Here is a 20,522-nt window from a genome sequence, read left to right on the forward strand (position 1 = left end):
AGGGTGGTGGATATGCAAGCTCGGCTTCGCAAGGAAAACTATGTCATTGGTCCGGACGGCAGTCCGCTGACGCTCGCGGATCTTCCCAATCCTTCGACCAAACGGTGGGTGATCCGGCGCAAGGCCGAAGTCGTGGCAGCGGTGCGAGGCGGTCTGTTGTCGCTGGAAGAGGCTTGCGAACGCTACCGGTTGACGGTCGAGGAATTTCTCGGCTGGCAACGGGCGATCGAAAAACATGGCCTCGCCGGCCTGCGCACAACGCGCATCCAGCAATATCGCGGGAAGCCAAGTCCGCTAGGCGCCTGATTCCTCCGCAGTCAAACTGCACAATCTGGTGAAATTGCGCCCGGTTCAGTGAACCGGGCGCTTTCTTATTAAACACCCGTTTACACGGTCAGTGGGAAAAAGTTGCCGGGTAGCTGCTTCGCTGCAGCGCAAACGAATCGGCAGGAAGCCCACGTGAACAGCTTGTTGGATCAATTACGGTCGCTCGGCGCGATGCGCCTGATAGCCATTTTCGGCCTAAGTGCCGGACTGGCGGCAGCCCTTCTATTTTTCAGTTTCAACATGGGTGGCGGAAGCCAGGCGCTTTTGTATGCCGGTCTGGATCCATCGGATTCGGCCCGGGTCAGCGAAGCCCTGGATACTGCGGGCATCCCCTACGAGTTCCGCGGCGGCGGGTCGTCCATTTATGTCGCGCGCAACCAGGTTGACGAAGCCCGCGTCCGTGTCGCCAGCGGCGGCGCCTTGAATTCCGGGTCCGTCGGCTACGAGATTTTCGACGAAAGCGACGCACTCGGGGCTACCAGCTTCGTTCAGAACATGAATGCCAAGCGGGCACTTGAGGGCGAACTCGCCCGGACCATTCAATCGCTCGACATCATCGACAGCGCGCGCGTGCATCTGGTATTGCCGGAACGGCGGCTGTTCGAACGCGACATCGCCGAACCGTCGGCATCGATCGTGGTTTCCGCGCGCGGCACACTCACCGCCGAGCATTCCGGCATCGTCCGGAATATTGTCGCCAGCGCCGTAAGCGGGCTGAATGCCGGAAATGTGACGATCGCGGACACGACCGGCCGCCTGCTCGCCAGCCCGCAGGCCGGCGATTCGCTTGGCGCCGCCGCGCTGGAAAGCCGCCGGGCGCAAATTGAAGAACAATATCGCCAGCGCATCTTGAACCTGGTCGAGGGAGTCGTCGGTGCCGGCGCTGCACGCGTCCAGGTCAGCGCAGAGCTGAACCGTGAATCGCTGACCGCGAGCAGCGAGCAGTTCGATATCGAGAACCAGGTGACATTGCGGCGTCAGCGTTCCGAGGAAACCGGACGTGAAGTCGACGCCGCCGCAAACGCCGTGTCGGCATCGGAGAACCTCCCAGACGAGGAGGCCGCTGGCGACAGGCCGCAAGCGGTGAACGAGACCAGCCGTTCGGATGAAACGATCGAATACGAAACGCCGGTCACCCGAACCACACGGGTCATCGAAGCCGGCGGCATCGAACGCTTGTCGGTGGCAGTGGCCGTCGACGGCTCGGTGGAGATCGCGGAAGACGGAACGCGGACCTACACGCCGCGCTCCGAGGAGGAAATGGCTCAAATAACCGCCCTGGTGCGCTCGGCAATGGGCTTCACGCAAGTCGAGAGCGGGCGCCAGGACAGCCTCGAAGTGACCAATATCCGCTTCTCGCGCGCCGATCCAACGCTTGGCACGCCTGCGGCCTCCGGTTTCTCCATCAACAAGAACGACATCATGCGCGCAGCCGAGATCGGGGTGATGTTCATCACGGCTTTGCTGGTGATCTTCCTTGTCGCCCGGCCGTTGGCAAAAAGCGCCGCTTCGGCGGGTCCGGCGATGGCGATTGCCCACTCGGGTGGCGGTGGCAGCGCCGGCGCTGGTGCAGGCCCGGCCCTCGAAGCCGGCGGTGGCGCCGCAGCGGCGATTGCGGATCAGAGCGGGGCCCAGATGGCATCTGCCCCAGCAGGTGCGCCAAGTGCCGCGGCCAGTGCGCCGCCGCGTGATGACGGAATCGATATCGCCAAGATCGACGGCCAGGTGAAAGCCTCTTCGCTGAAAAAGATCTCTGGCGTTGTGAGTTCGCACCCGGATGAATCAATGTCGATCATACGCAGCTGGATGAACGAGGCGTAGAGCGATGGCCAGAGAAGCCAAACGCGTCATCGAAGATCCCAACAAGCTGGTCGGGCCGGAGCGGGCTGCCGTTATCCTGCTGGCGCTGGGCGATGAAAAGCACGCCCTGTGGGAAATGATGGACGAGGAGGAGATCCGGGAAGTCTCCCAGGCCATGTCCAACCTGGGCAGTGTTTCATCCAAAGCGGTCGAGAAGCTGATCGTCGATTTCGCCGAGCAGATTTCGCAGGGCGGTTCGCTGATGGGCTCGTTCGAGGCCACGCAACGCCTGCTCAATTCCTTCCTGCCCGGCGAGAAGGTCGAGGGCATCATGGAGGAGCTGCGTGGTCCCGCAGGCCGGACCATGTGGGACAAACTCGGCAATGTGAACGAGGTCGTGCTCGCGAACTATTTGAAGAATGAATATCCACAAACCGTCGCCGTGATCTTGTCGAAGGTGAAGGGGGAGCATGCTTCCCGCGTGCTCGGTGCCCTGCCGGAAGATTTCGCGCTGGAAGTCGTCATGCGGATGCTGCGCATGGAGCCCGTTCAGCGCGAGATCCTCGACAAGATCGAGGAAACGCTGCGCACCGAGTTCATGTCCAACCTGGCGCGCACCTCGAAGCGCGACAGCCACGAGATGATGGCGGACATCTTCAACAATTTCGATCGCCAGACCGAGAACCGGTTCCTGGCAGCGCTGGAAGAACGCAATCGCGACAGTGCCGAGAAAATCCGCGCCCTGATGTTCGTGTTCGAAGACCTGTCGAAACTTGACCCGGGCGGCATCCAGACGCTGCTGCGCGCCGTCGACAAGGATCAAATGGGCCTTGCGCTGAAAGGCGCTTCGGACAGTTTGCGCGACCTGTTCTTCTCGAACATGTCGGAGCGCGCCGCGAAAATTCTCAAGGACGACATGGCGGCAATGGGCCCTGTTCGTCTCAAAGATGTGGACCAGGCCCAGACGGCGATGGTCGCCACTGCCAAGGATTTGGCCGCAAAGGGTGAAATCCTGCTCGCCGAAGGCGGTGGCGAAGACGAGCTGATTTACTAGGAGAACCGATGCCCGACACCGCCCAGAAGTTTGATTTCGGCACCGTCTTCTCGGCGGATGGCGAAGTCCTGCGCGATGGCGAGACTGTCCGCCGCGTTCTGACGGCAGAGGAAGTCGAACAGGCGAAGAAGGCGGCTTTTGAAGAAGGCCAATCCTCGGAGCTGGCGCGAGCCGCGCAAAAACAAGCAGAGGCGGTGGGCGCCATCGCCTCGCACATGCAGCTGATACTGGCGCGCCTGCAAACGGAATCCGAAGCGCTGCGCCGCGATGCGGCAACAACGGCAGTGGTCGCCGCGCAGAAAATCGCCGGGGAGGCGCTCGAACGCAATGCGATCGGGACGGTGACGGCTTTTGCCCAATCCGTCATGGCGGAATTGCGCGGAGAGCCCGTGTTTCGCGTTCGCTGCGCCGAAGCTATCGCCGGCGAGGTTTCGACGGTTCTCGAACAAACAGCCAGCGAAGCCGGCTTTGACGGCGCAATCGATGTGCGGGCGGACTCCGAAGCAAATGGCGCGGATTGCCGGCTGGAATGGAATTCCGGCGATATCGAGCGGTCACGCGCCGATATCGAACATAGAATCGAGGCGCTGGTCGACGAATGGCTGGCCGCGGCCGGAGAGGACCCGCAAGCCGCGGCGGAAGCGGATGATTCCGCGTCCGCCGATCTGGCGGCGGGATAAGGAGCAAGAATATGTCCGAAGATAGTGATCTGGACCTGCCCGAGTTTGACGGGGACGCAGCCGAAGCACCGGCTGACCTGCCTGCAACAACGGCTCCCGCATCGGGCGAACCGAGCGGAATGCCCGCGACACTGGCTGACGAGGACGAGAAGTCGGCGACAGATCTGACGCCGGTATTCGATGTTCCGGTGAATGTCTCGGCTGTGCTCGGCAAGACCCATATCGAGCTGCATTCGCTTTTGAAGCTGCAGGCTGGCTCGGTCGTCGAACTGGAACGCAAGGTCGGTGAAGCCATCGATATCTACGTCAATGACCGTCTGGTCGCGCGCGGCGAAGTCGTCGTCGTCGAGGACCGGCTCGGCGTGACAATGACGGAAATCATCAAGGACGGTGACGCGGCATGACCGCGCTTGCGTCCAGCAACGGCAAGGAGGGCTAGGCCATGCGCTTGCTCATAGTGGGAAGCCTGGGAGGTCAGCTCCATACGGCGGCGAAGATCGCGATCGATCGCGGCGCGAAAGTCGCGCAGGTCGACACCATCAACCAGGCGACAAGCCATCTCCGCGCCGGCCGCGGCGCCGATCTCCTCATGGTCGATGCCTCGCTCGATATCGGGGCGCTGATCGCCGCCAATGAAGCCGAGCGGATTACCGTCCCGGTGGTCGCCTGCGGCGTCAACGTCAAGCCCGACATCGCTGCCTCCGCTATCCGGGCGGGCGCAAAGGAATTCATTCCACTACCGCCGGAAGCCGATCTGATTGCCGCCGTCCTCGAAGCCGTTGCGGACGACGAGCAACCGATGATCGCACGCGACGCGTCGATGCAGAAAGTGATCGAGTTCGCCAATCAGATTGCCGCGTCCGATGCCAGCGTGCTGATCACCGGGGAGAGCGGCTCGGGCAAGGAGGTGATGGCGCGCTACGTTCACAACAAGTCGAAGCGGGCGGCAGCGCCCTTCATCTCGGTGAACTGCGCGGCGATCCCGGAAAATTTGCTCGAGTCCGAGCTGTTCGGCCACGAAAAAGGGGCCTTCACCGGCGCTGTGGCACGTCGCATCGGCAAGTTTGAGGAAGCCAATGGCGGCACGCTGCTATTGGATGAAATCTCTGAGATGGATGCGCGGTTACAGGCCAAGCTGCTGCGCGCCTTGCAGGAGCGCGAGATCGACCGTGTCGGCGGCGCCGGCCCGGTCAAGATCGACATCCGCGTCCTGGCAACCTCCAACCGCGATCTGCGCAAGGCCGTCGCCGAGGGTCAATTCCGCGAAGATCTCCTGTTCCGGCTCAACGTCGTCAATCTGGCGCTTCCACCGCTGCGCGAGCGTCCCGATGACATCATCGCGCTGGCCGAACATTTCGCTCGCAAATATGCGGCGGCCAACGGGCTTGGCGATCGGCCGATCTCGGACACGGCGAAGACCGCGCTGATTGCGCGGGACTGGCCCGGCAATGTGCGCGAGCTCGAAAACACGATGCACCGTTCCGTGCTGCTGGCCTCCGGCCAGGAGATCGGACCGGAAGCCATTCGCATGCCGGACGGGTCGCTGTTTACTGCCTCGGGCGGATCGACCGCCTCGCGTGCGGCAGAGGCCGCCGATGTGGCGCAGCGCAACCAGGTCGGCCGCACCGTGGCGGAAGTCGAACAGAACCTGATCCTCGAAACGCTCGACCATTGCCTGGGCAACCGCACCCATGCCGCGAACATTCTCGGCATCTCGATCCGGACGCTGCGCAACAAGCTGAAGCTCTACAACGAACAGGGCGTTCCGGTACCGCAACCCGGTGAAACCCGTGCAGGAGCGGCCTGACAGTTGAATGGCTGATGTTACCGCCTCCTCTCGCCCCGGCCCGGGCGGGTTCGACCTCGTCAATTTCCTGAAGAAGGGCATACGGGGCGATATCGCGCTCGGCATCGGCATCATGGGCATCCTTGTGATGCTGATCCTGCCCATGCCACGGATCCTGATGGATGTCGCGCTGGCGATTTCCATCTCGCTGTCCGTTCTGGTCCTGATGACCGCACTGTTCATCAAGAAACCTCTGGAATTCTCCGCCTTCCCTGCGGTCTTGCTAATTGCAACGCTGCTGCGGCTCGGCCTCAACATCGCATCGACGCGGCTGATCCTGTCGAATGGCGCGAACGGAACGGATGCGGCCGGTCAGGTCATCGAGGCGTTCGGCGCCTTCGTGATGCAGGGCAATGTGGTGATCGGCGTCATTGTGTTCATCATCCTGGTGATCGTGAACTTCGTCGTGATCACCAAGGGCTCCGGTCGTATCGCCGAGGTCGCGGCACGCTTTACGCTGGATGCCATGCCCGGCAAGCAGATGGCGATCGATGCCGACCTGTCCGCCGGACTCATCAACGAGGACCAGGCGCGCGAAAGGCGCAAGGAACTCGAAGGCGAGAGCAATTTCTTCGGCGCCATGGACGGTGCCTCGAAATTCGTGCGCGGTGATGCAATCGCCGGCCTGCTGATCACGGCCATCAATCTCATCGCCGGCATGGTCATCGGTATTGCGCAATCCGGCATGGATTTCGGTACCGCCGCCTCGACCTATTCGACGCTGACCATCGGTGACGGCCTTGTCTCACAGATCCCGGCACTGATCATCTCGGTTGCCGCCGGTTTGCTGGTCTCCAAGGCCGGGGTCGAAGGCGAGGCCGACAAGGCGCTCTACAGTCAGCTCGCCGGCAATCCGCAAGGCCTGTACATGGTCGCGGCGACCGCCGGCGTGATCGGTCTTCTGCCCGGCATGCCCCTCATTCCGTTCGCGCTGATGTCCGCGGGCGCGGTCGGGCTGGCGCTGACGGCGAGGCAAAAGGCGGAAGACGTCGAAACCGAGAAGGCTGCAAAGATCGCCGAGGATTCCGCGGAAGCCGAATCCGCGGAGCCGCCGATCGGCGAGACCCTGGCGCTCGATGAGCTGAAGATCGAACTTGGCTATGGCCTGTTGCCGCTGATCAACGATGTCGAAGGGCGCAAGCTGACCGACCAGATTCGCGCGCTGCGGCGGACCATGGCGGAAGAGACCGGCTTCGTGACGCCGTCAGTGCGGATCATCGACAATATGCGCCTAGGCTCGAATGACTACGCGATCCGGGTCAAGGAAATGAAGGCCGGCGACGGCAAGGTGCTGCTCAAGCATCTCCTGGTCATGGATCCGCAGGGCCATCAGATCGATCTGCCTGGCGAACATGTGAAGGAGCCGGCCTTCGGCCTACCGGCGACCTGGATCGATGAAAACCTCCGCGAGGAAGCCACCTTCCGCGGCTACACGATTGTCGATCCGTCCGCGGTGCTGGTCACGCACCTGACCGAGATCCTGCGCGAGCACATGCCCGAACTGCTGTCCTATGCCGAGGTCGAGAAACTGATCAACGGTCTGTCGAAGGAACACAAGAAGCTGGTCGACGACATTTCGCCGTCCCAGATATCTCGCGCAGGCATCCAGCGCGTTCTGCAAAACCTCCTGAAGGAGCGGATCTCGATCCGCGACCTGCCGACGATCCTCGAGGGCATTGCAGAGGCGAGCAGCCATTCCCAGCATGTCGACGCGATCACCGAACATGTCCGTACGCGTCTTGCCCGGCAGATTTGCCATGCCAATGCCGGACCGGACGGGCAACTCCCGATCCTCGCCCTTTCCCCGCAATGGGAACAGGCGTTTGCCGAAGCGATGATCGGCGATGGCGAACGCAAGCAACTCGCCCTGCCCCCGTCCAAGCTGCACGAATTTGTCGCGGCCGTCCGCGATGCGTACGAGCGGGCCGCCGCCCAGGGCGAAACACCGGCGATGCTGACCAGTCCGAGCGTGCGCCCCTATGTGCGTTCGCTCGTCGAACGCTTCCGCGCCAATACGATCGTGATGGGTCAGAACGAGATCCATCCCTCGGCACGGCTGAAGACGATGGGGCATATCTAAGCGATGCGGCTCAAGACGTTCTCCGCTCCTTCGCTTTCCGAGGCGATGGCGAATGTCCGCCGCGAGCTGGGCGAGGATGCAATCATCGTGGCCACGAGCGATGCGCCGGGCGGCGGCGTTCAGGTGCGTGCCGCGTCCGACAAGCCATTGGGCGGAGACGTGATCGAGGCCCCGCGTGAACGCGCGGAGCGCATTCACCGCGAGATCGTGCAGCAACGCGGCGACAAAACCGACGGCGTCGACCGGATTATCCGTGCGCTCGGCTTCCACCGCGTTCCCGACACTGCCATCGAGGCGCTCGCCCGCTTCTGCGACATGCAGGAAGATGCGCCGCCCGCCCACCGGCTCGCGCAAGCGCTCGAGAGCCGCTACCGGTTCGCGCCCATCGAAGGTCTTGCCGGAGAAGTCCTGCTGTTTGCCGGTGCACCGGGTGCCGGGAAGACGGCGACCCTCGCGCGGATCGCGGCACGAGCCGCGGCGCACGGCGTCCCTGCCCTGTTGATCGCGACCGATTGCGAACGCGCCGGCGCCGAAGCGCGGATTTCCGAACTTGCCGAAAAACTCGACCTGCCTTTCGCGTTGGCCGACGATCCACGAGACGCTGAACACCTGGTGCAGGAGTCCGGCGACAGGCTGGTCTTGATCGATGCTCCGGCGGTCAATCCCTTCGATCTTGACGATCTGGACATGACTGCCGCGTTCGCGGCGGCAGCGGAAGCCGAAATCATTGCCGTCATCGAAGCCGGAACGGCGCCCGAGGATGTTTTCGAAACCGGATCGCTACTGGTTTCGATCGGAGCGAGCCGGGCGCTGATCACCAAAGCGGATTGTGCCCGCCGCAAGGGAGCGATGCTGGCGGCAGGCGAGGCCGGCATGGCGTTCGCTCACCTCTCGGCAAGCCCCTATATCGGCGCCGGGCTGGCGCCGGCGACGCCGTTGCGGTTTTCGCGCACGTTGCTGGATATGCAGGATTTACCGGATGGAGACGTTTCATGAACTCGACATCCGTCGGCCCCACGCCCGCAGGGCGCATTCTCGCGATCGCGTCCGGCAAGGGCGGGGTCGGCAAGACGGTTATAGCGGCGGGACTTGCCCAGGCCTTCTCGACGCAGGGCGACCGCCTGTTGCTGATCGACGGCGATCTCGGCATGGCAAACATTGACGTGCAGCTGGGCCTGTCGCCGGATGCCGACCTCGCAGCGGTGATGTCGGGCCAGGTGCTGTTGGAAGACGCCTGCATCCCGGTCTTGGGCGGTGCCTGCAAGCCGGGCGGTTTCGACGTGATCTCGGGCCGGTCGGGATCCGGGGGGCTGGCCGGTCTTCGACCCGATGCGGTCAACCGGCTGGCGGCGGCCTGCGCCACCATCGCCCTGTCCTACGAACGGGCCATTCTCGACCTGGCAGCAGGCGCCGATGACTCCACCCTGCGCCTCGCCATGGCAGCTGACGATGTGGTGATCGTGATAAACGACGAGCCGACATCGCTCACCGACGCCTATGCTTTCGTCAAACGCTTGCGGATCCGGGATGAATCGGCCGCCCCCTGCGTCGTCGTCAATAACGCGCCGACCCCCGACAAGGGCCGCGAGGCCTATGCTGCCTTCCGCAAGACCTGCCAGAGCTTTCTCGGTTTTGCACCGGCGCTGGCCGGACTGGTCGGGCGCGACGAACATGTGCCGCAAGCGATCCGCGCCCAGACGGCGCTAGGTGTCCGGGCCCCGGACTGTCCGGCGATGAAGGATATCAACAGTCTCGCTGCCGGGCTCGCCGCCGGCCGCGAAGCAGCGTAGACTTCCACGCCATGGACGCGATCCTTGATAGAGTTTCCGACGGATTCACGTCGATGGACTGGTGGCTGATCCTGGTCTGGTCGCTTTTCGGTGCGCTGATCATGCGGCGGATGACGCAATTGCCCGTCGTCGTCGGGCTCGCCTTTGTCGCCGATACGATCACGCCGTATTTCCTGCGGATCGCAACGGGCGTGACACCTGATTTCGCTTTTGACCTGATGCTGGCCCGGCTCGACGGCCGCGGCGGGCTGGTCCTGCTGTCGACCCTGTTCATCTATTTCGTGCTGATCGGCCTGCTCTTCACGCTGAAGGGCCGCTTCCGAAGCTGATGGCGGGGCTGATACTTTCCGCGCTAGCCAGTGCGTTCCTGCCGACCGGGTGCAATCAGCCAGGCTGGTCGTTCTGCGTCGCGATGCCGCCGGATGCCGAGCGCACGGTTAATCTCGAGGACGGCGATTTCGTCGTCTACGATTATCTGATGAGCGATGGCTCGCGTGCCCACATATTCGTCGGCCGCGACCCCGTTGAAATGGCGCCGGGCCGTTGGTCCGAACGCCGCCAGGGGCTGGAAACCGTGCGCTGGCAAAGCGGCGAGAACGGGCGGATCGATTACTATATCGAGCGGGTCTGGGCGGACGCCGCCGGCATCCCGCGCTGGCTGCACATGTGGGTGCTGCCGTCAGAGGATGGCGCGACCGCTGACGCGGAAGCACTGATCGCGAGTGTTCGCTCCTGCGATGAGCGGCTATGTCCGTCGCCAGGTCCGGTTGACCCAATTCAGCCAGCGGAGCCGGTCGGAGCAGATGGCGAATTGGCAGGTGGCGACGATAGCGGGTCGGAGATTGACCGCGACGCGGCTTCACGCGGCGAACCCGATTAGCGGACAAACGAATGCTGATCGAGCTGACGCCCACGGGCCGCGCGCTGTTTGAATCCATTCGTCAGTCAGAAAACGACTTGATCGAGCGGGTTGTAGCTCCGCTACCCGACCAGGCTCTGATCGAGTCAATCAAGACAATGAAGGCTTTTCGCGAAAGCCTGGCGCAGGAAACCTAGTGCGCCGCGCGGCGGCGGGACTGGGCGATCTCGTCGACCTCGGCCTGTTCCTCTGCGCGCAGGGCTTCCTCGATCCGCGCAACGCGGCGTTCTTCGAGCAGCTCGTATTTCTTTAGCTCGCGGAAGGCCGCTTCGAGTCGTTCACGAATGTCGTTAGCCTGCTCATCGACCTCGTCCATGGACGCGCGGATATTCTGTTTCCGCTTGATCACCGCCTGGGCATAGCTGCCATAGGCGAGAAAACCGTCCTTGTTCTGCGTTGCCGCCGCCTGCTCTTCCGGGACTGAGGCTTCGAGGCGCTCGATCTGGTCGGTCAGGGACTGGCGAACGCGATCGATGTCCGCGAGCTGTTTTTGAAGCTCCTCGACCTTGAACCGGGCGAGCCGGATCAGCGGTTCATGAGACCGTGTCATGTCATTTCTCCATCACCACCCATTATCCCGGCCAGAGTGGCGAAGCTCTCTTCAATAGATGTGGCTTCGTCCTTGCCCTGGGCGAGGAAGGTTTCCAGCGGATCGTTAAGCGCGATGGCCCGATCCGTCTGCGGATTTGATCCGGCGGCATAAGCGCCCAAGCGGATCAACTCCTCCATGTCGGCATAGACCGACAGCGTGCGGCGCGCCTCGCGCACCAGCCCGGCTTCATTGTTCTCGTAGACATCCGGCGCCACACGGCTGACCGAACGCAAAACGTCGATCGCCGGATAGCGGCCCCGCTCGGCGATCTCGCGGCTCATCACGATATGGCCGTCGAGAATACCTCGAACCGCATCGGCCACCGGCTCATTGTGATCGTCGCCATCAACGAGAACGGTGAAAATGCCGGTAATCGAACCGGTTCCCGTCGGGCCCGGACCGGCGCGCTCGAGGAGGCGCGGCAGCTCGGCGAAGACGGACGGCGTATAACCGCGTGTCGTCGGCGGTTCGCCGGCGGCGAGGCCGATTTCGCGCTGTGCCAGTGCGACGCGCGTGACGCTGTCCATCAGGCAAAGTACGTCCTTGCCCTGGTCGCGGAAATACTCTGCAACGGTGAGGGTCAGCTGGGCGGCCTGGCGGCGGGCCAGCGCCGGCGCATCCGAGGTCTCGGTAATGACCACCGATTTGCGGCGGCCTTCCTCGCCGAGCACGTCCTCGACAAACTCGCGCGCTTCGCGGCCGCGCTCACCGACCAGGCCGATGACGATAACATCGGCGTCGGCATTGCGCGCCAGCATCGACATCATGATCGACTTGCCGACACCGGAACCGGCGAAAACACCCAGCCGCTGACCGCGGCGCATCGGCGTGAACACATTGAGGGCGCGGACGCCAAGATCCATGCGCGGTCCGAGCCGGCCACGGCCATGGGCGCAGGGCGGTGCACCGCGCAAGGGAAAGGCGCGATGGCCTTGCGGCAAGGCTTCGCCGCCGTCGAGCGGCTGCGCAAAACTGTCGATCACCCGGCCGAGCCAGCTGGCAGACGGCCGCACCGTGGCGACATCCGGGTCGAGCCGCGCCGGCGCGCCGGGCTTGACCCCGTCGACCGGCTCGAACGGCATGAGGATGGCGGACTGGCCCTTGAAACCGACGACTTCGCAACTGGCGTGACCGGCAGAGGTGCCGATTGTGGCACGCGAACCGAGCGCGAGACCGGAGGCCGGGCCCTCGACCTCGACCAGCAGGCCGTTCACACCGGTAACCCGCCCCGTCATGATGCGGGGGTCCAGCTTTTCAATTCGGTCGATCAGCGCCTGCATTATTGATCCCCTGGCGCCGAAAGGGACGCCGTAAGAGATCACGCTAACAGATCGGAGTTAGAAGCCCGTAAACGCGAAAGCGAAAGTTCGAGGTCTAGCAGTCCGGGCAGGAAGCGCGTGCAGCTTCTTGGTGGGCGGCCGCCTCCGCCATTGCAACACCGCATGGAACGAATCGCGGACGGACTCGATTCCGCCACACGAGTCAATTCGCGGTTAACTTTCGTTAACGCTTTGCATCTACCGTTCGAAGCACGTTAACCATGGAACTAGCAGCGGAGTGATTCGCTGTGCAGCGGGGCGGAGATACTCCATGCGGGTTTTGCTGATTGAAGATGATCGCGCGACGGCGCAGTCGATCGACCTGATGCTGAAGTCGGAAGGCTTCAATGTCTATACGACCGATCTGGGCGAAGAGGGCGTCGATCTTGGCAAGCTATATGATTACGACATCATTCTCCTCGATCTGAATCTTCCGGACATGCCGGGCTTCGATGTGCTGAAAACCTTGCGCATGTCGAAGATCGACACACCGATCCTGATTCTCACCGGCAATGCCGACATCGACAACAAGGTGCGCGGCCTGGGCTGCGGCGCCGACGATTACATGACGAAGCCGTTCCACAAGGACGAGATGGTGGCACGCATCCACGCCATCGTGCGGCGTTCCAAAGGTCATGCGCAGTCGATCATCAAGACCGGCGACATTGCGGTCAATCTGGATGCAAAGACCGTCGAGGTGGACGGTCACCGCGTTCACCTGACCGGCAAGGAATACCAGATGCTGGAGCTGCTCTCCTTGCGGAAGGGCACGACACTCACCAAGGAAATGTTCCTGAACCATCTCTATGGCGGCATGGACGAGCCGGAGCTGAAGATCATCGACGTCTTCATCTGCAAGCTTCGCAAGAAACTCGCTGCAGCAACCAACGGCCAGCACCACATCGAGACGGTGTGGGGACGCGGATATGTGTTGCGGGATCCAGTTGAGCAGAAGGACGTGGCCTAGACCCCCCTGTCCTTCTTGAGCAGGAAAAGCCCGGCGCCCCCGCTCCGGGCTTTTTCTTTGGCCGGATTCGCGGCGCTTGCCGGCTTGTCAGGTCTTGGAGTCTTTACCTTGCGGCGAACCCTTTCAGGCCGCCTGTTTTACCCTCGCCTCAACCGTTCTGGCATAGATGCCGCGCTTGCCGCTCACCGAACGATAAAGATCCCCGGCACCGGCGACGGTCTCGCCTTTTCCGAGAACAAGATAGCCGCCCGGTGAGAGTTGCCCGGCCAGCTTGGCCAGCGTATGCTGGCGCGCTTCCGACGTCATGCCGGCGAGCACGTTGCGGCAGAAAATGATATCGAATTCACCCAGGCGGTCGGTTGGTTTCAGCAGATTGCCGCGTTCAAAACGCGCGTGACGCTTGATCGAATCCTTCAGCACCCATTGGTTGCCCGACGATTCGAAATTTTCAATCAGGCGATGGATGGACAGGCCGCGCTGGACTTCGAACTGCGAATAGGCGCCGGATTGTGCGCGATCGATCGCACGGCTGCAGATGTCGGTGCCGACAATCTCGATTTCCGTTCCGCTCAGACGCGCCTTCTGCTCCTCGAGCAAAATCGCAATCGACCAGGCTTCCTGTCCGGTGCCACATCCCGCGCTCCAGATCCGGATCGGCGTTTTCCCGGCCTTTTCTCGGGCCAGCACCGGCAGGATATCGGCCGTGAACTGATTCAGCGGGGCCGGATCCCGGAAAAACCAGGTCTCGTGATCTGCGAGGCTCTCGACCACGCGACGCCAGAGACGATCTTCGGGCACTTTCTCGAGCGCGCGGATGAGTTCCGACTGGCTGTCATATCCTTCCGAGCGGGCGACCGGTGCAAGGCGCGCTTCAACGAGATAGGTCTGCCCCTTGGGGATGGCGATGCCGGCGCGCCGCTGCGCTTCAGTGGAAATCGATTTTATTACTCCGCTATCCAGCACGACGCTCCTCCCCGATCAGTCCGACCTGCTGGAATTTCGACTGCACGATCTCGGCGTCGAACGGCTTCATGATATATTCGTCGGCTCCGGCGCGCAGCGCTTCGGTGATCGACGGGATGTCATTCTCGGTCGTGCAAAAGACAACGATGGGCGTGTCTCCGCCAGGTTCCTGCCGTAGCGTTTTCACGAAATCGATGCCATTCATGACCGGCATGTTGCGATCGAGCAGGATGGCGTCCGGCATCGAACCGCGACATCGCGCGAGCGCATCGGCGCCGTCGGGCGCTTCCTGAACCTGAAAGCCGAGGCCTTCAATGATCCGGCGGGCGACCTTTCGGATCACCCGGCTATCGTCCACGACAAGACAGGTCTTCATGACAGTTTCCACTCCTCGCGCGACGCTCGCGTCTGGAGAAGAATCGTCACCCGTTTTGGTTAACAGGACTTTGAAAGTCAGGCGGCGAGAGACGCCTTCGGCACAATCAGGGATACAAACTCGACACGGTCCTCGCCCTGGCTCGCGGTCACGCGGCCACCGGCAGAGCGGGCGATCAGACCGGCGTAATAGGGCTGGATCGAACGGCCATTGAAGCCGTCGTCAGGCTCGCGGCCGGCAAGCGCAGCTTCGAAGTCGGGTTTCAACTCGGCGCGCGGGCCCTCCGCGACGAGACGCATGCGGGTGCCGCCTGCGCCGTCATCGGACGCTTCCACCGTGACGGTCCCGCCGCGCGCAGCGGCCGAACCCGCAGCCATGCAGAGATTGAGCAGCAGCCGCGCCGCGGTCTTTTCCAGGCCGGGCTCGGTAACTTTCCAGACCAGGTCAGGACGCAGCGTCGAGAAATAGTCCTCGGCGAGGCTTTTCAGTTCCTGGCTTTCCATGGTCCCCGGGGCCGATCCGGCCGCGCCAAAGGCAATCCGTGCAAATGCCAGCTTGGCTTCAGCCTGGCGCGCGTTCTCGCGCACCAGTTCGATCGCGTCCTCGCGCATGGAATCAGCGTCTTCATCATCGAGCACGCTGAACGCCATGCCCATGGCGGACACCGGGCTTACGAGGTCATGGCAAAGGCGTGCACACAGAAGTGCAGCAAGCTGTTCGGGGGCCATGAGGGCGGGATTGGTCTCGGTCATGTCTTATCCTGATACATGATTCTGCGGCGATGTCCTGATCCGGCGTAAACGCACTGTCAGTAAACCCTTGGCAATATCCTTTGGTCACGTCATTGTTTCGCCCGAACTGGAAACTAGCTAGAGCCAGACCGCAACGGGCGCGGTTCTTGCTCATCGTTGATCGAAGCAAGTTAGCTATCCATTAAAGGCCATACATGTCGGGTTTTGATGTACGTTCCCTCGATGAAGTTCGCCGCCGTTCGGCTGCGATCATCGCCAGTATCTCGCTTTCCGTTTTCCTGCTGATCGCGCTGATCGCGAGCCGGCTGGGGGGCGAACCGAGCGCCGATGCCGTCGAGCCGCCGATGATGGCCGAACGGGCTCTGGAGCCCGGCCAGATCGCCATGGCAGCAGAACGCTCCGAGCCGGAATACCGCATCACGCCGACTGACGAGCTGCGTGATCTCGAGCACGCAGCCTTCTACACGGATTGCGTCGCCTGCCCGCTCGATACGCAGACGATCGTGGCCACCGTGCCGAGCGGTGGTACGCTCGCCGGTACGCTCGGCGATGCCGGAGCTCCCGGCGGTGATGTTGCGCGTGCCGTCAACGCGCTCGGCCCGGTGTTCGAGGTTCGCCGACTGCGTGCCGGACAGGACATCACCGTCTATCTGCAGACGCCGCGACGACCGGTCGACGGCGAAGATGGACCACGGCTCGCCGGCTTTTCCTTCCGCCCTGCGGTCGACCGGTCCATCACGGTATCGCGGCTCGAAGACGGCAATTATCGCGCCCGCGAGATGACAGCAGAATTCGAGCGCGAACTGGTGCGTTCCGCCGGGTCAATCACAACCAGTCTCTATGTCGATGCTCTGGCCGCCGGTGCGACCGACCGCATCGTTGTCGAATTGGCCGGCGTGCTCGCCTATGCCGTCGATTTCCAGCGCTCCATCCGCGAAGGCGACCGTTTCGATGTGGTGTTCGAACGCTTCCTCGATTCAGACGGCAATATCATGCGGACCGGCGATATTCTCTACGTGATGTACGCCGGCCGCGGCGATCCGCTGGAGTATTTCCGTTATGAAAGCGATGATGGTGAGATCGCCTATTTCAATGCCGATGGCGAAAGCGCCCGCCGCCTGCTGATGATGACGCCGATCAACGGTGCGCGGCTGTCGTCGCATTACGGCATGCGACGCCACCCTGTACTCGGCTATAACCGCCTGCACCGCGGCACCGACTTTGCCGCGCCGCGCGGTACGCCGATCTTTGCAGCCGGCTATGGCGTCGTCGAGCGGGCCGACCGTTTCGGCTCATTCGGCAACTATGTCCGCATTCGCCATTCCAATGGATTCCAGACCGCCTATGCGCACATGCAGGGCTTCGCCCGCGGCGTTTCGCGTGGTTCCCGCGTGCAGCAAGGCCAGGTGATCGGCTATGTCGGGACGACAGGCCGCTCGACCGGTCCGCACCTGCACTATGAAGTGCACCACAACGGTCAGTCGGTGAACCCGATGTCCCTTGACCTGCCGACCGGACGGACACTGGAAGACGACGAAATCGAGGCGTTCGAAACGGAACGTGATCGCATCATCGCGATCCGGGACTCGGCCCGCAATGCGGCTGAAGTCGGCAACACGCCGGCGTCGCGAATTGTCTCCGCAGACGGCACGCCGGGCGCGCAATAAATCCAGCCGGATCACGAACAGCTTGACCAAAAAATCGTTCACGCGTATTGACCGCGCCGGCTCGGGCTGCCGGCCGTCCGCGGGATCATTCCTCTGGTGAAAGCCCCTCGACACCCTGTTTCGGAATCTTTCGCGATCCCGAAATGAAGGCAATGCGGACCCCTTCTGTGCTATCGGGATCCTGACGAAGGATCGAAACGATGACTCATCCCGTACCCCTGCCCTCATTGGCGGAACTGAAGTCCAGCGCGCGGCGCTTGCGAGCGGCGCTTGCAGATGAGGGCGACTTCATCCAGCACAGCGAGGCGCTCGAACTGATCGCGCGCCAGCATGGCTATCGCGACTGGAACACGTTGCGCGCTGCGGCCGGCAATCGTCCGACGCTGCCGCTTGCCGTCGGCGGCACCGTTCGCGGCCGCTATCTCGGCCAGACGTTTTCTGCCCGGATCGTCAGCCTGTCGCCGCTCGGCGCGGACGCGAAGTTCCTGCGCATCTCGCTCGAGCTCGACGCGCCGGTGGACGTCGTGAAATTCGACAGCTTCTCGGCCTACAGGCGGCGGGTACAGGCTACGATACGTTCCGATGGGCGGACCGTGGCTTGCACCTCGGACGGTGAACCGCAGCTGCAGCTCGAACTGGCAGCCTAGTTCACCATGACATCGGGCAGCGGCGCCGCCTCACGGGCGATCACCTGGCCATTTATGACCAGGTGGCCGCCTTCGGCCGACACCCTGATCGCGTCGCCATCTTTCAGGTCGCCCTCCAGCAGGAGCCGCGCGAGCGGGTCCTGCAGCTCCTTCTGAATGACCCGCTTGAGCGGCCGCGCACCATAGGCCGGATCAAAACCCTTCTGCGCGAGCCAGCCACGCGCTGCCGCATCGAGCTCGATCGTCATGCGGCGATCAGCCAGGAGTTTGGAAAGGCGCTTCATCTGGATATCGACAATGGCGCCCATATGCTCTTCGGCGAGGCGGCGGAACAGGATGATCTCGTCCACCCGGTTGAGGAATTCAGGGCGGAAATGGGCGCGAACCGCCCCCATCACAGCTTCCCTGGCCGTCTCCACATCCTCGGCCTGCATCAGGAATTCGGCACCGAGATTCGACGTCATGATGATGAGCGTGTTGCGGAAATCGACGGTGCGACCCTGGCCGTCGGTCAGGCGGCCATCATCGAGCACCTGCAGGAGCACGTTAAAGACATCCGGATGCGCTTTCTCGATCTCGTCGAACAGGATGACCTGGTAGGGCCGGCGACGGACGGATTCGGTCAGGGCCCCGCCTTCGTCATAACCGACATAGCCCGGCGGAGCGCCGATCAGGCGCGCGACGGAATGCTTTTCCATGTATTCCGACATGTCCATGCGGGTGACGGCGTGTTCGTCGTCGAACAGGAAATCGGCGAGCGTCTTGGTGAGCTCGGTCTTGCCGACGCCGGTCGGGCCAAGGAACAGGAATGAGCCGATCGGCCGATTGGGATCTTTCAGCCCGGCGCGGGCACGGCGGACAGCGTCCGAAACGGCGGTCAGGGCTTCATCCTGACCGACGACGCGCGCGCGCAGCGCGTCTTCCATCTTGAGCAGCTTCTCGCGCTCGCCCTCGAGCATCTTGTCGACCGGCACGCCGGTCCAGCGCGAGACGACCGCAGCGATCTGCTCCTCGTCGACGACTTCCTTGACCAGGGCACCGTCCTCTGCGGCATCGGATTCGGTGTTTTTCGCCTCGAGTTCGGGGATGACGCCATATTTCAGCTCGGACGCCTTGCCGAGATCGCCCCGGCGTTCCGCATCGGCGAGCTCCGCCCGGGCCCGGTCGAGCCGGTCCTTGACCTCGGTCGCCGAGGCCAGCTTGTCCTTCTCGGCGCGCCAGGCCGCGGTGATCTCGTCGGATTTCGACTGCAGCTCGGCGATCTCCTTGCCGAGTTTCTCCAAGCGATTCTTGGAGGCGTCATCGGTTTCCTTCTTCAGCGCTTCCGCCTCGATCTTCAGCTGCATGATGCGGCGGTCGATCTCGTCGAGTTCTTCCGGCTTGGAATCGACCTGCATGCGCAGGCGCGAAGCGGCCTCGTCCATCAAGTCGATGGCCTTGTCCGGCAAGAAACGGTCGGTGATGTAACGGTTCGACAGGGTCGCCGCGGAGACGATGGCGCTGTCGGATATGCGTACACCGTGATGGACCTCGTACTTGTCCTTCAGGCCGCGCAGGATCGAAATCGTGTCCTCGACCGTCGGCTCGCCGATGAAGACCGGCTGAAAACGACGGGCAAGGGCGGCGTCCTTTTCGACATGCTTGCGGTACTCATCCAGAGTCGTGGCGCCAATGCAGTGCAGCTCGCCGCGCGCCAGCGCCGGTTTGAGAAGGTTTGAGGCATCCATCGCGCCGTCGGTCTTTCCGGCACCCACGAGCGTGTGCATCTCATCGATGAAGAGAATGATATTGCCGCCGGCGCTCTCGACCTCTCCGAGCACCGCCTTGAGCCGTTCCTCGAACTCGCCGCGATATTTCGCGCCGGCAATCAGCGAGCCCATGTCGAGGGCGAGCAGTTTCTTGTCGGTCAGGCTTTCGGGCACATCGCCATTGACGATGCGCAGCGCCAGACCTTCCGCAATGGCGGTCTTGCCGACACCCGGTTCGCCAATCAGAACGGGATTGTTCTTCGTGCGGCGGGAAAGCACCTGGATGGCGCGGCGGATTTCCTCGTCGCGGCCGATGACCGGGTCCAGCTTGCCCTCGCGCGCGGCTTCGGTGAGATCGCGGGCATATTTCTTCAACGCCTCATAGCTGTCCTCCGCCGACTGGCTGTCAGCGGTGCGGCCGGCCCGCATTTCATTGATCGCATTGTTCAGCGATTGCGGATTGAGGCCGCCATTCTTGAGGATTTCCGATGCGTGTGCGCCTTTGGCGATCGACAAGGCCTGCAGCAGGCGTTCAGCAGACACGAACTGGTCACCGGCCTTCTTGGCGGCCTCTTCCGCGGTCTTGAACACATCGGCTGTCTGCGGCGCGAGGTAGATCTGGCCCGCACCGCTGCCCTCGACTTTCGGCAGGCGTTCAAGCGCCTGCAGGGTGAGGTCGACGACGGCCTGTGGATTGCCGCCAGCCGCCTTGATCAGATTGCCGGCCAGCCCGCCTTCGTCCTCCATCAGAGCCTTGAGCACGTGCTCGGGCGTGAATTGCTGGTGACGGGACGCCAGCGCGTCCTGCTGGGCGCGTTGTACAATCGACCGTGCACGGTCCGTATAGGTTTCGAAATTCATGTCTCTAAATAACTCCCGATCAGGCGAGATTGCAGTTTTGATGCCGTCCTGGGTCAGGCCCGGCCTCCTGTTCGGACCTGAGATAGGTGTTGCCGTTTGAGCACACAAGTGCGTGCGAGCAACAAAAAACCCCG

The 20,522-nt window shown here is 62.8% G+C and carries 21 protein-coding genes; 15 read left to right on the forward strand and 6 right to left on the reverse strand.

Annotated elements, in window-relative coordinates:
• The first annotated feature begins 12 nt into the window (after window positions 1-12).
• The 12 genes from ACOOFN_RS03890 (at window position 13) to ACOOFN_RS03945 (ending at window position 10,633) form a co-directional block, all read left to right on the forward strand.
• The gene (locus ACOOFN_RS03890; protein WP_420433872.1) at window positions 13-306 is read left to right on the forward strand and encodes a DUF1153 domain-containing protein; all 294 of its coding nucleotides are present in this window, start codon (window positions 13-15) and stop codon (window positions 304-306) included.
• A gap of 153 nt (window positions 307-459) precedes the next feature.
• Window positions 460-2,148, forward strand: a complete 1,689-nt coding sequence (gene fliF / locus ACOOFN_RS03895) for a flagellar basal-body MS-ring/collar protein FliF (RefSeq protein WP_420433874.1) — start codon at window positions 460-462, stop codon at window positions 2,146-2,148.
• A gap of 4 nt (window positions 2,149-2,152) precedes the next feature.
• Window positions 2,153-3,181, forward strand: coding sequence for a flagellar motor switch protein FliG (fliG, locus tag ACOOFN_RS03900; protein ID WP_420433876.1), 1,029 nt, complete (start codon window positions 2,153-2,155; stop codon window positions 3,179-3,181).
• Window positions 3,182-3,189: 8 nt separating this feature from the next.
• Window positions 3,190-3,861, forward strand: coding sequence for a hypothetical protein (locus ACOOFN_RS03905; protein WP_420433878.1), 672 nt, complete (start codon window positions 3,190-3,192; stop codon window positions 3,859-3,861).
• 11 nt (window positions 3,862-3,872) lie between these two features.
• Window positions 3,873-4,265 (forward strand): flagellar motor switch protein FliN, encoded by a 393-nt coding sequence (gene fliN / locus ACOOFN_RS03910; protein WP_420433880.1) that lies wholly within the window; start codon window positions 3,873-3,875, stop codon window positions 4,263-4,265.
• Between the two features lie 38 nt (window positions 4,266-4,303).
• Window positions 4,304-5,668 carry a sigma-54-dependent transcriptional regulator gene (locus ACOOFN_RS03915; protein WP_420433882.1) on the forward strand — a complete coding sequence of 455 codons (1,365 nt, stop codon included), beginning with the start codon at window positions 4,304-4,306 and terminating at the stop codon, window positions 5,666-5,668.
• A gap of 7 nt (window positions 5,669-5,675) precedes the next feature.
• Window positions 5,676-7,787 (forward strand): flagellar biosynthesis protein FlhA, encoded by a 2,112-nt coding sequence (gene flhA / locus ACOOFN_RS03920; RefSeq protein ID WP_420433884.1) that lies wholly within the window; start codon window positions 5,676-5,678, stop codon window positions 7,785-7,787.
• Between the two features lie 3 nt (window positions 7,788-7,790).
• Complete coding sequence (locus tag ACOOFN_RS03925) at window positions 7,791-8,783, forward strand: flagellar biosynthesis-like protein (FlhF) (protein ID WP_420433886.1); 993 nt, start codon at window positions 7,791-7,793, stop codon at window positions 8,781-8,783.
• A complete protein-coding gene (locus tag ACOOFN_RS03930; protein WP_420433888.1) occupies window positions 8,780-9,577 on the forward strand; it encodes an AAA family ATPase in 798 nt (265 codons plus the stop codon). The genes ACOOFN_RS03925 and ACOOFN_RS03930 overlap by 4 nt, the downstream gene beginning before the upstream one ends.
• A gap of 11 nt (window positions 9,578-9,588) precedes the next feature.
• Window positions 9,589-9,906 carry a hypothetical protein gene (locus ACOOFN_RS03935; RefSeq protein WP_420433890.1) on the forward strand — a complete coding sequence of 106 codons (318 nt, stop codon included), beginning with the start codon at window positions 9,589-9,591 and terminating at the stop codon, window positions 9,904-9,906.
• The gene (locus ACOOFN_RS03940) at window positions 9,906-10,457 is read left to right on the forward strand and encodes a hypothetical protein (protein ID WP_420433892.1); all 552 of its coding nucleotides are present in this window, start codon (window positions 9,906-9,908) and stop codon (window positions 10,455-10,457) included. The genes ACOOFN_RS03935 and ACOOFN_RS03940 overlap by 1 nt, the downstream gene beginning before the upstream one ends.
• 11 nt (window positions 10,458-10,468) lie before the next feature.
• On the forward strand, window positions 10,469-10,633 hold the full coding sequence (locus tag ACOOFN_RS03945) for a hypothetical protein (protein ID WP_420433894.1): 165 nt from the start codon (window positions 10,469-10,471) through the stop codon (window positions 10,631-10,633).
• On the opposite strand, the gene fliJ is transcribed toward ACOOFN_RS03945, so the two are convergent.
• Together fliJ and fliI are read right to left on the reverse strand one after the other, a co-directional pair.
• Entirely contained in the window at window positions 10,630-11,046 is a 417-nt protein-coding gene (gene fliJ / locus ACOOFN_RS03950; RefSeq protein WP_420433896.1) for a flagellar export protein FliJ, read from the reverse strand. The genes ACOOFN_RS03945 and fliJ overlap by 4 nt on opposite strands.
• The gene (fliI, locus tag ACOOFN_RS03955; RefSeq protein WP_420433898.1) at window positions 11,043-12,368 is read right to left on the reverse strand and encodes a flagellar protein export ATPase FliI; all 1,326 of its coding nucleotides are present in this window, start codon (window positions 12,366-12,368) and stop codon (window positions 11,043-11,045) included. Before fliI ends, fliJ begins: the two co-directional genes overlap by 4 nt.
• Before the next feature lie 310 nt (window positions 12,369-12,678).
• Here fliI and ctrA point away from each other — a divergent pair, with 310 nt between their 5' ends.
• Window positions 12,679-13,374 (forward strand): response regulator transcription factor CtrA, encoded by a 696-nt coding sequence (ctrA, locus tag ACOOFN_RS03960; protein ID WP_420433900.1) that lies wholly within the window; start codon window positions 12,679-12,681, stop codon window positions 13,372-13,374.
• 123 nt (window positions 13,375-13,497) lie between these two features.
• On the opposite strand, the gene ACOOFN_RS03965 is transcribed toward ctrA, so the two are convergent.
• From ACOOFN_RS03965 to chpT, 3 genes are all read right to left on the reverse strand, one after another.
• The gene (locus ACOOFN_RS03965) at window positions 13,498-14,337 is read right to left on the reverse strand and encodes a CheR family methyltransferase (protein ID WP_420433902.1); all 840 of its coding nucleotides are present in this window, start codon (window positions 14,335-14,337) and stop codon (window positions 13,498-13,500) included.
• Entirely contained in the window at window positions 14,327-14,713 is a 387-nt protein-coding gene (locus ACOOFN_RS03970) for a response regulator (protein WP_420433904.1), read from the reverse strand. The genes ACOOFN_RS03965 and ACOOFN_RS03970 overlap by 11 nt, the downstream gene beginning before the upstream one ends.
• Before the next feature lie 77 nt (window positions 14,714-14,790).
• Window positions 14,791-15,465, reverse strand: a complete 675-nt coding sequence (chpT, locus tag ACOOFN_RS03975; RefSeq protein WP_420433906.1) for a histidine phosphotransferase ChpT — start codon at window positions 15,463-15,465, stop codon at window positions 14,791-14,793.
• Between the two features lie 194 nt (window positions 15,466-15,659).
• On the opposite strand from chpT, the gene ACOOFN_RS03980 reads away from it, so the two are divergent.
• Both ACOOFN_RS03980 and ACOOFN_RS03985 read left to right on the forward strand, forming a co-directional pair.
• On the forward strand, window positions 15,660-17,132 hold the full coding sequence (locus ACOOFN_RS03980; RefSeq protein ID WP_420433908.1) for a peptidoglycan DD-metalloendopeptidase family protein: 1,473 nt from the start codon (window positions 15,660-15,662) through the stop codon (window positions 17,130-17,132).
• A gap of 200 nt (window positions 17,133-17,332) precedes the next feature.
• Window positions 17,333-17,779, forward strand: coding sequence for a glyoxalase superfamily protein (locus ACOOFN_RS03985; RefSeq protein WP_420433910.1), 447 nt, complete (start codon window positions 17,333-17,335; stop codon window positions 17,777-17,779).
• Here the strand turns inward: ACOOFN_RS03985 and clpB are convergent.
• The gene (gene clpB / locus ACOOFN_RS03990) at window positions 17,776-20,388 is read right to left on the reverse strand and encodes an ATP-dependent chaperone ClpB (RefSeq protein ID WP_420433912.1); all 2,613 of its coding nucleotides are present in this window, start codon (window positions 20,386-20,388) and stop codon (window positions 17,776-17,778) included. The two genes, ACOOFN_RS03985 and clpB, sit on opposite strands and share 4 nt — an antisense overlap.
• Between the last annotated feature and the right edge of the window lie 134 nt (window positions 20,389-20,522).

The sequence above is a fragment of the Hyphobacterium sp. genome (assembly GCF_965217055.1).
GTDB lineage: Bacteria > Pseudomonadota > Alphaproteobacteria > Caulobacterales > Maricaulaceae > Hyphobacterium.

Bases quoted from the DNA above. Each gene is read 5' to 3' on its own strand.
- fliI (WP_420433898.1), bottom strand. From the start codon at position 12,368: ATGCAGGCGCTGATCGACCGAATTGAAAAGCTGGACCCCCGCATCATG.
- ACOOFN_RS03940 (WP_420433892.1), top strand. From the start codon at position 9,906: ATGGCGGGGCTGATACTTTCCGCGCTAGCCAGTGCGTTCCTGCCGACC.
- ACOOFN_RS03970 (WP_420433904.1), bottom strand. From the start codon at position 14,713: ATGAAGACCTGTCTTGTCGTGGACGATAGCCGGGTGATCCGAAAGGTC.
- ACOOFN_RS03890 (WP_420433872.1), top strand. From the start codon at position 13: ATGCAAGCTCGGCTTCGCAAGGAAAACTATGTCATTGGTCCGGACGGC.
- ACOOFN_RS03925 (WP_420433886.1), top strand. From the start codon at position 7,791: ATGCGGCTCAAGACGTTCTCCGCTCCTTCGCTTTCCGAGGCGATGGCG.
- chpT (WP_420433906.1), bottom strand. From the start codon at position 15,465: ATGACCGAGACCAATCCCGCCCTCATGGCCCCCGAACAGCTTGCTGCA.
- flhA (WP_420433884.1), top strand. From the start codon at position 5,676: ATGGCTGATGTTACCGCCTCCTCTCGCCCCGGCCCGGGCGGGTTCGAC.
- ACOOFN_RS03905 (WP_420433878.1), top strand. From the start codon at position 3,190: ATGCCCGACACCGCCCAGAAGTTTGATTTCGGCACCGTCTTCTCGGCG.
- fliG (WP_420433876.1), top strand. From the start codon at position 2,153: ATGGCCAGAGAAGCCAAACGCGTCATCGAAGATCCCAACAAGCTGGTC.
- fliJ (WP_420433896.1), bottom strand. From the start codon at position 11,046: ATGACACGGTCTCATGAACCGCTGATCCGGCTCGCCCGGTTCAAGGTC.
- ACOOFN_RS03935 (WP_420433890.1), top strand. From the start codon at position 9,589: ATGGACGCGATCCTTGATAGAGTTTCCGACGGATTCACGTCGATGGAC.
- ctrA (WP_420433900.1), top strand. From the start codon at position 12,679: ATGCGGGTTTTGCTGATTGAAGATGATCGCGCGACGGCGCAGTCGATC.
- ACOOFN_RS03945 (WP_420433894.1), top strand. From the start codon at position 10,469: ATGCTGATCGAGCTGACGCCCACGGGCCGCGCGCTGTTTGAATCCATT.
- ACOOFN_RS03915 (WP_420433882.1), top strand. From the start codon at position 4,304: ATGCGCTTGCTCATAGTGGGAAGCCTGGGAGGTCAGCTCCATACGGCG.
- ACOOFN_RS03985 (WP_420433910.1), top strand. From the start codon at position 17,333: ATGACTCATCCCGTACCCCTGCCCTCATTGGCGGAACTGAAGTCCAGC.
- fliN (WP_420433880.1), top strand. From the start codon at position 3,873: ATGTCCGAAGATAGTGATCTGGACCTGCCCGAGTTTGACGGGGACGCA.
- clpB (WP_420433912.1), bottom strand. From the start codon at position 20,388: ATGAATTTCGAAACCTATACGGACCGTGCACGGTCGATTGTACAACGC.
- ACOOFN_RS03930 (WP_420433888.1), top strand. From the start codon at position 8,780: ATGAACTCGACATCCGTCGGCCCCACGCCCGCAGGGCGCATTCTCGCG.
- ACOOFN_RS03980 (WP_420433908.1), top strand. From the start codon at position 15,660: ATGTCGGGTTTTGATGTACGTTCCCTCGATGAAGTTCGCCGCCGTTCG.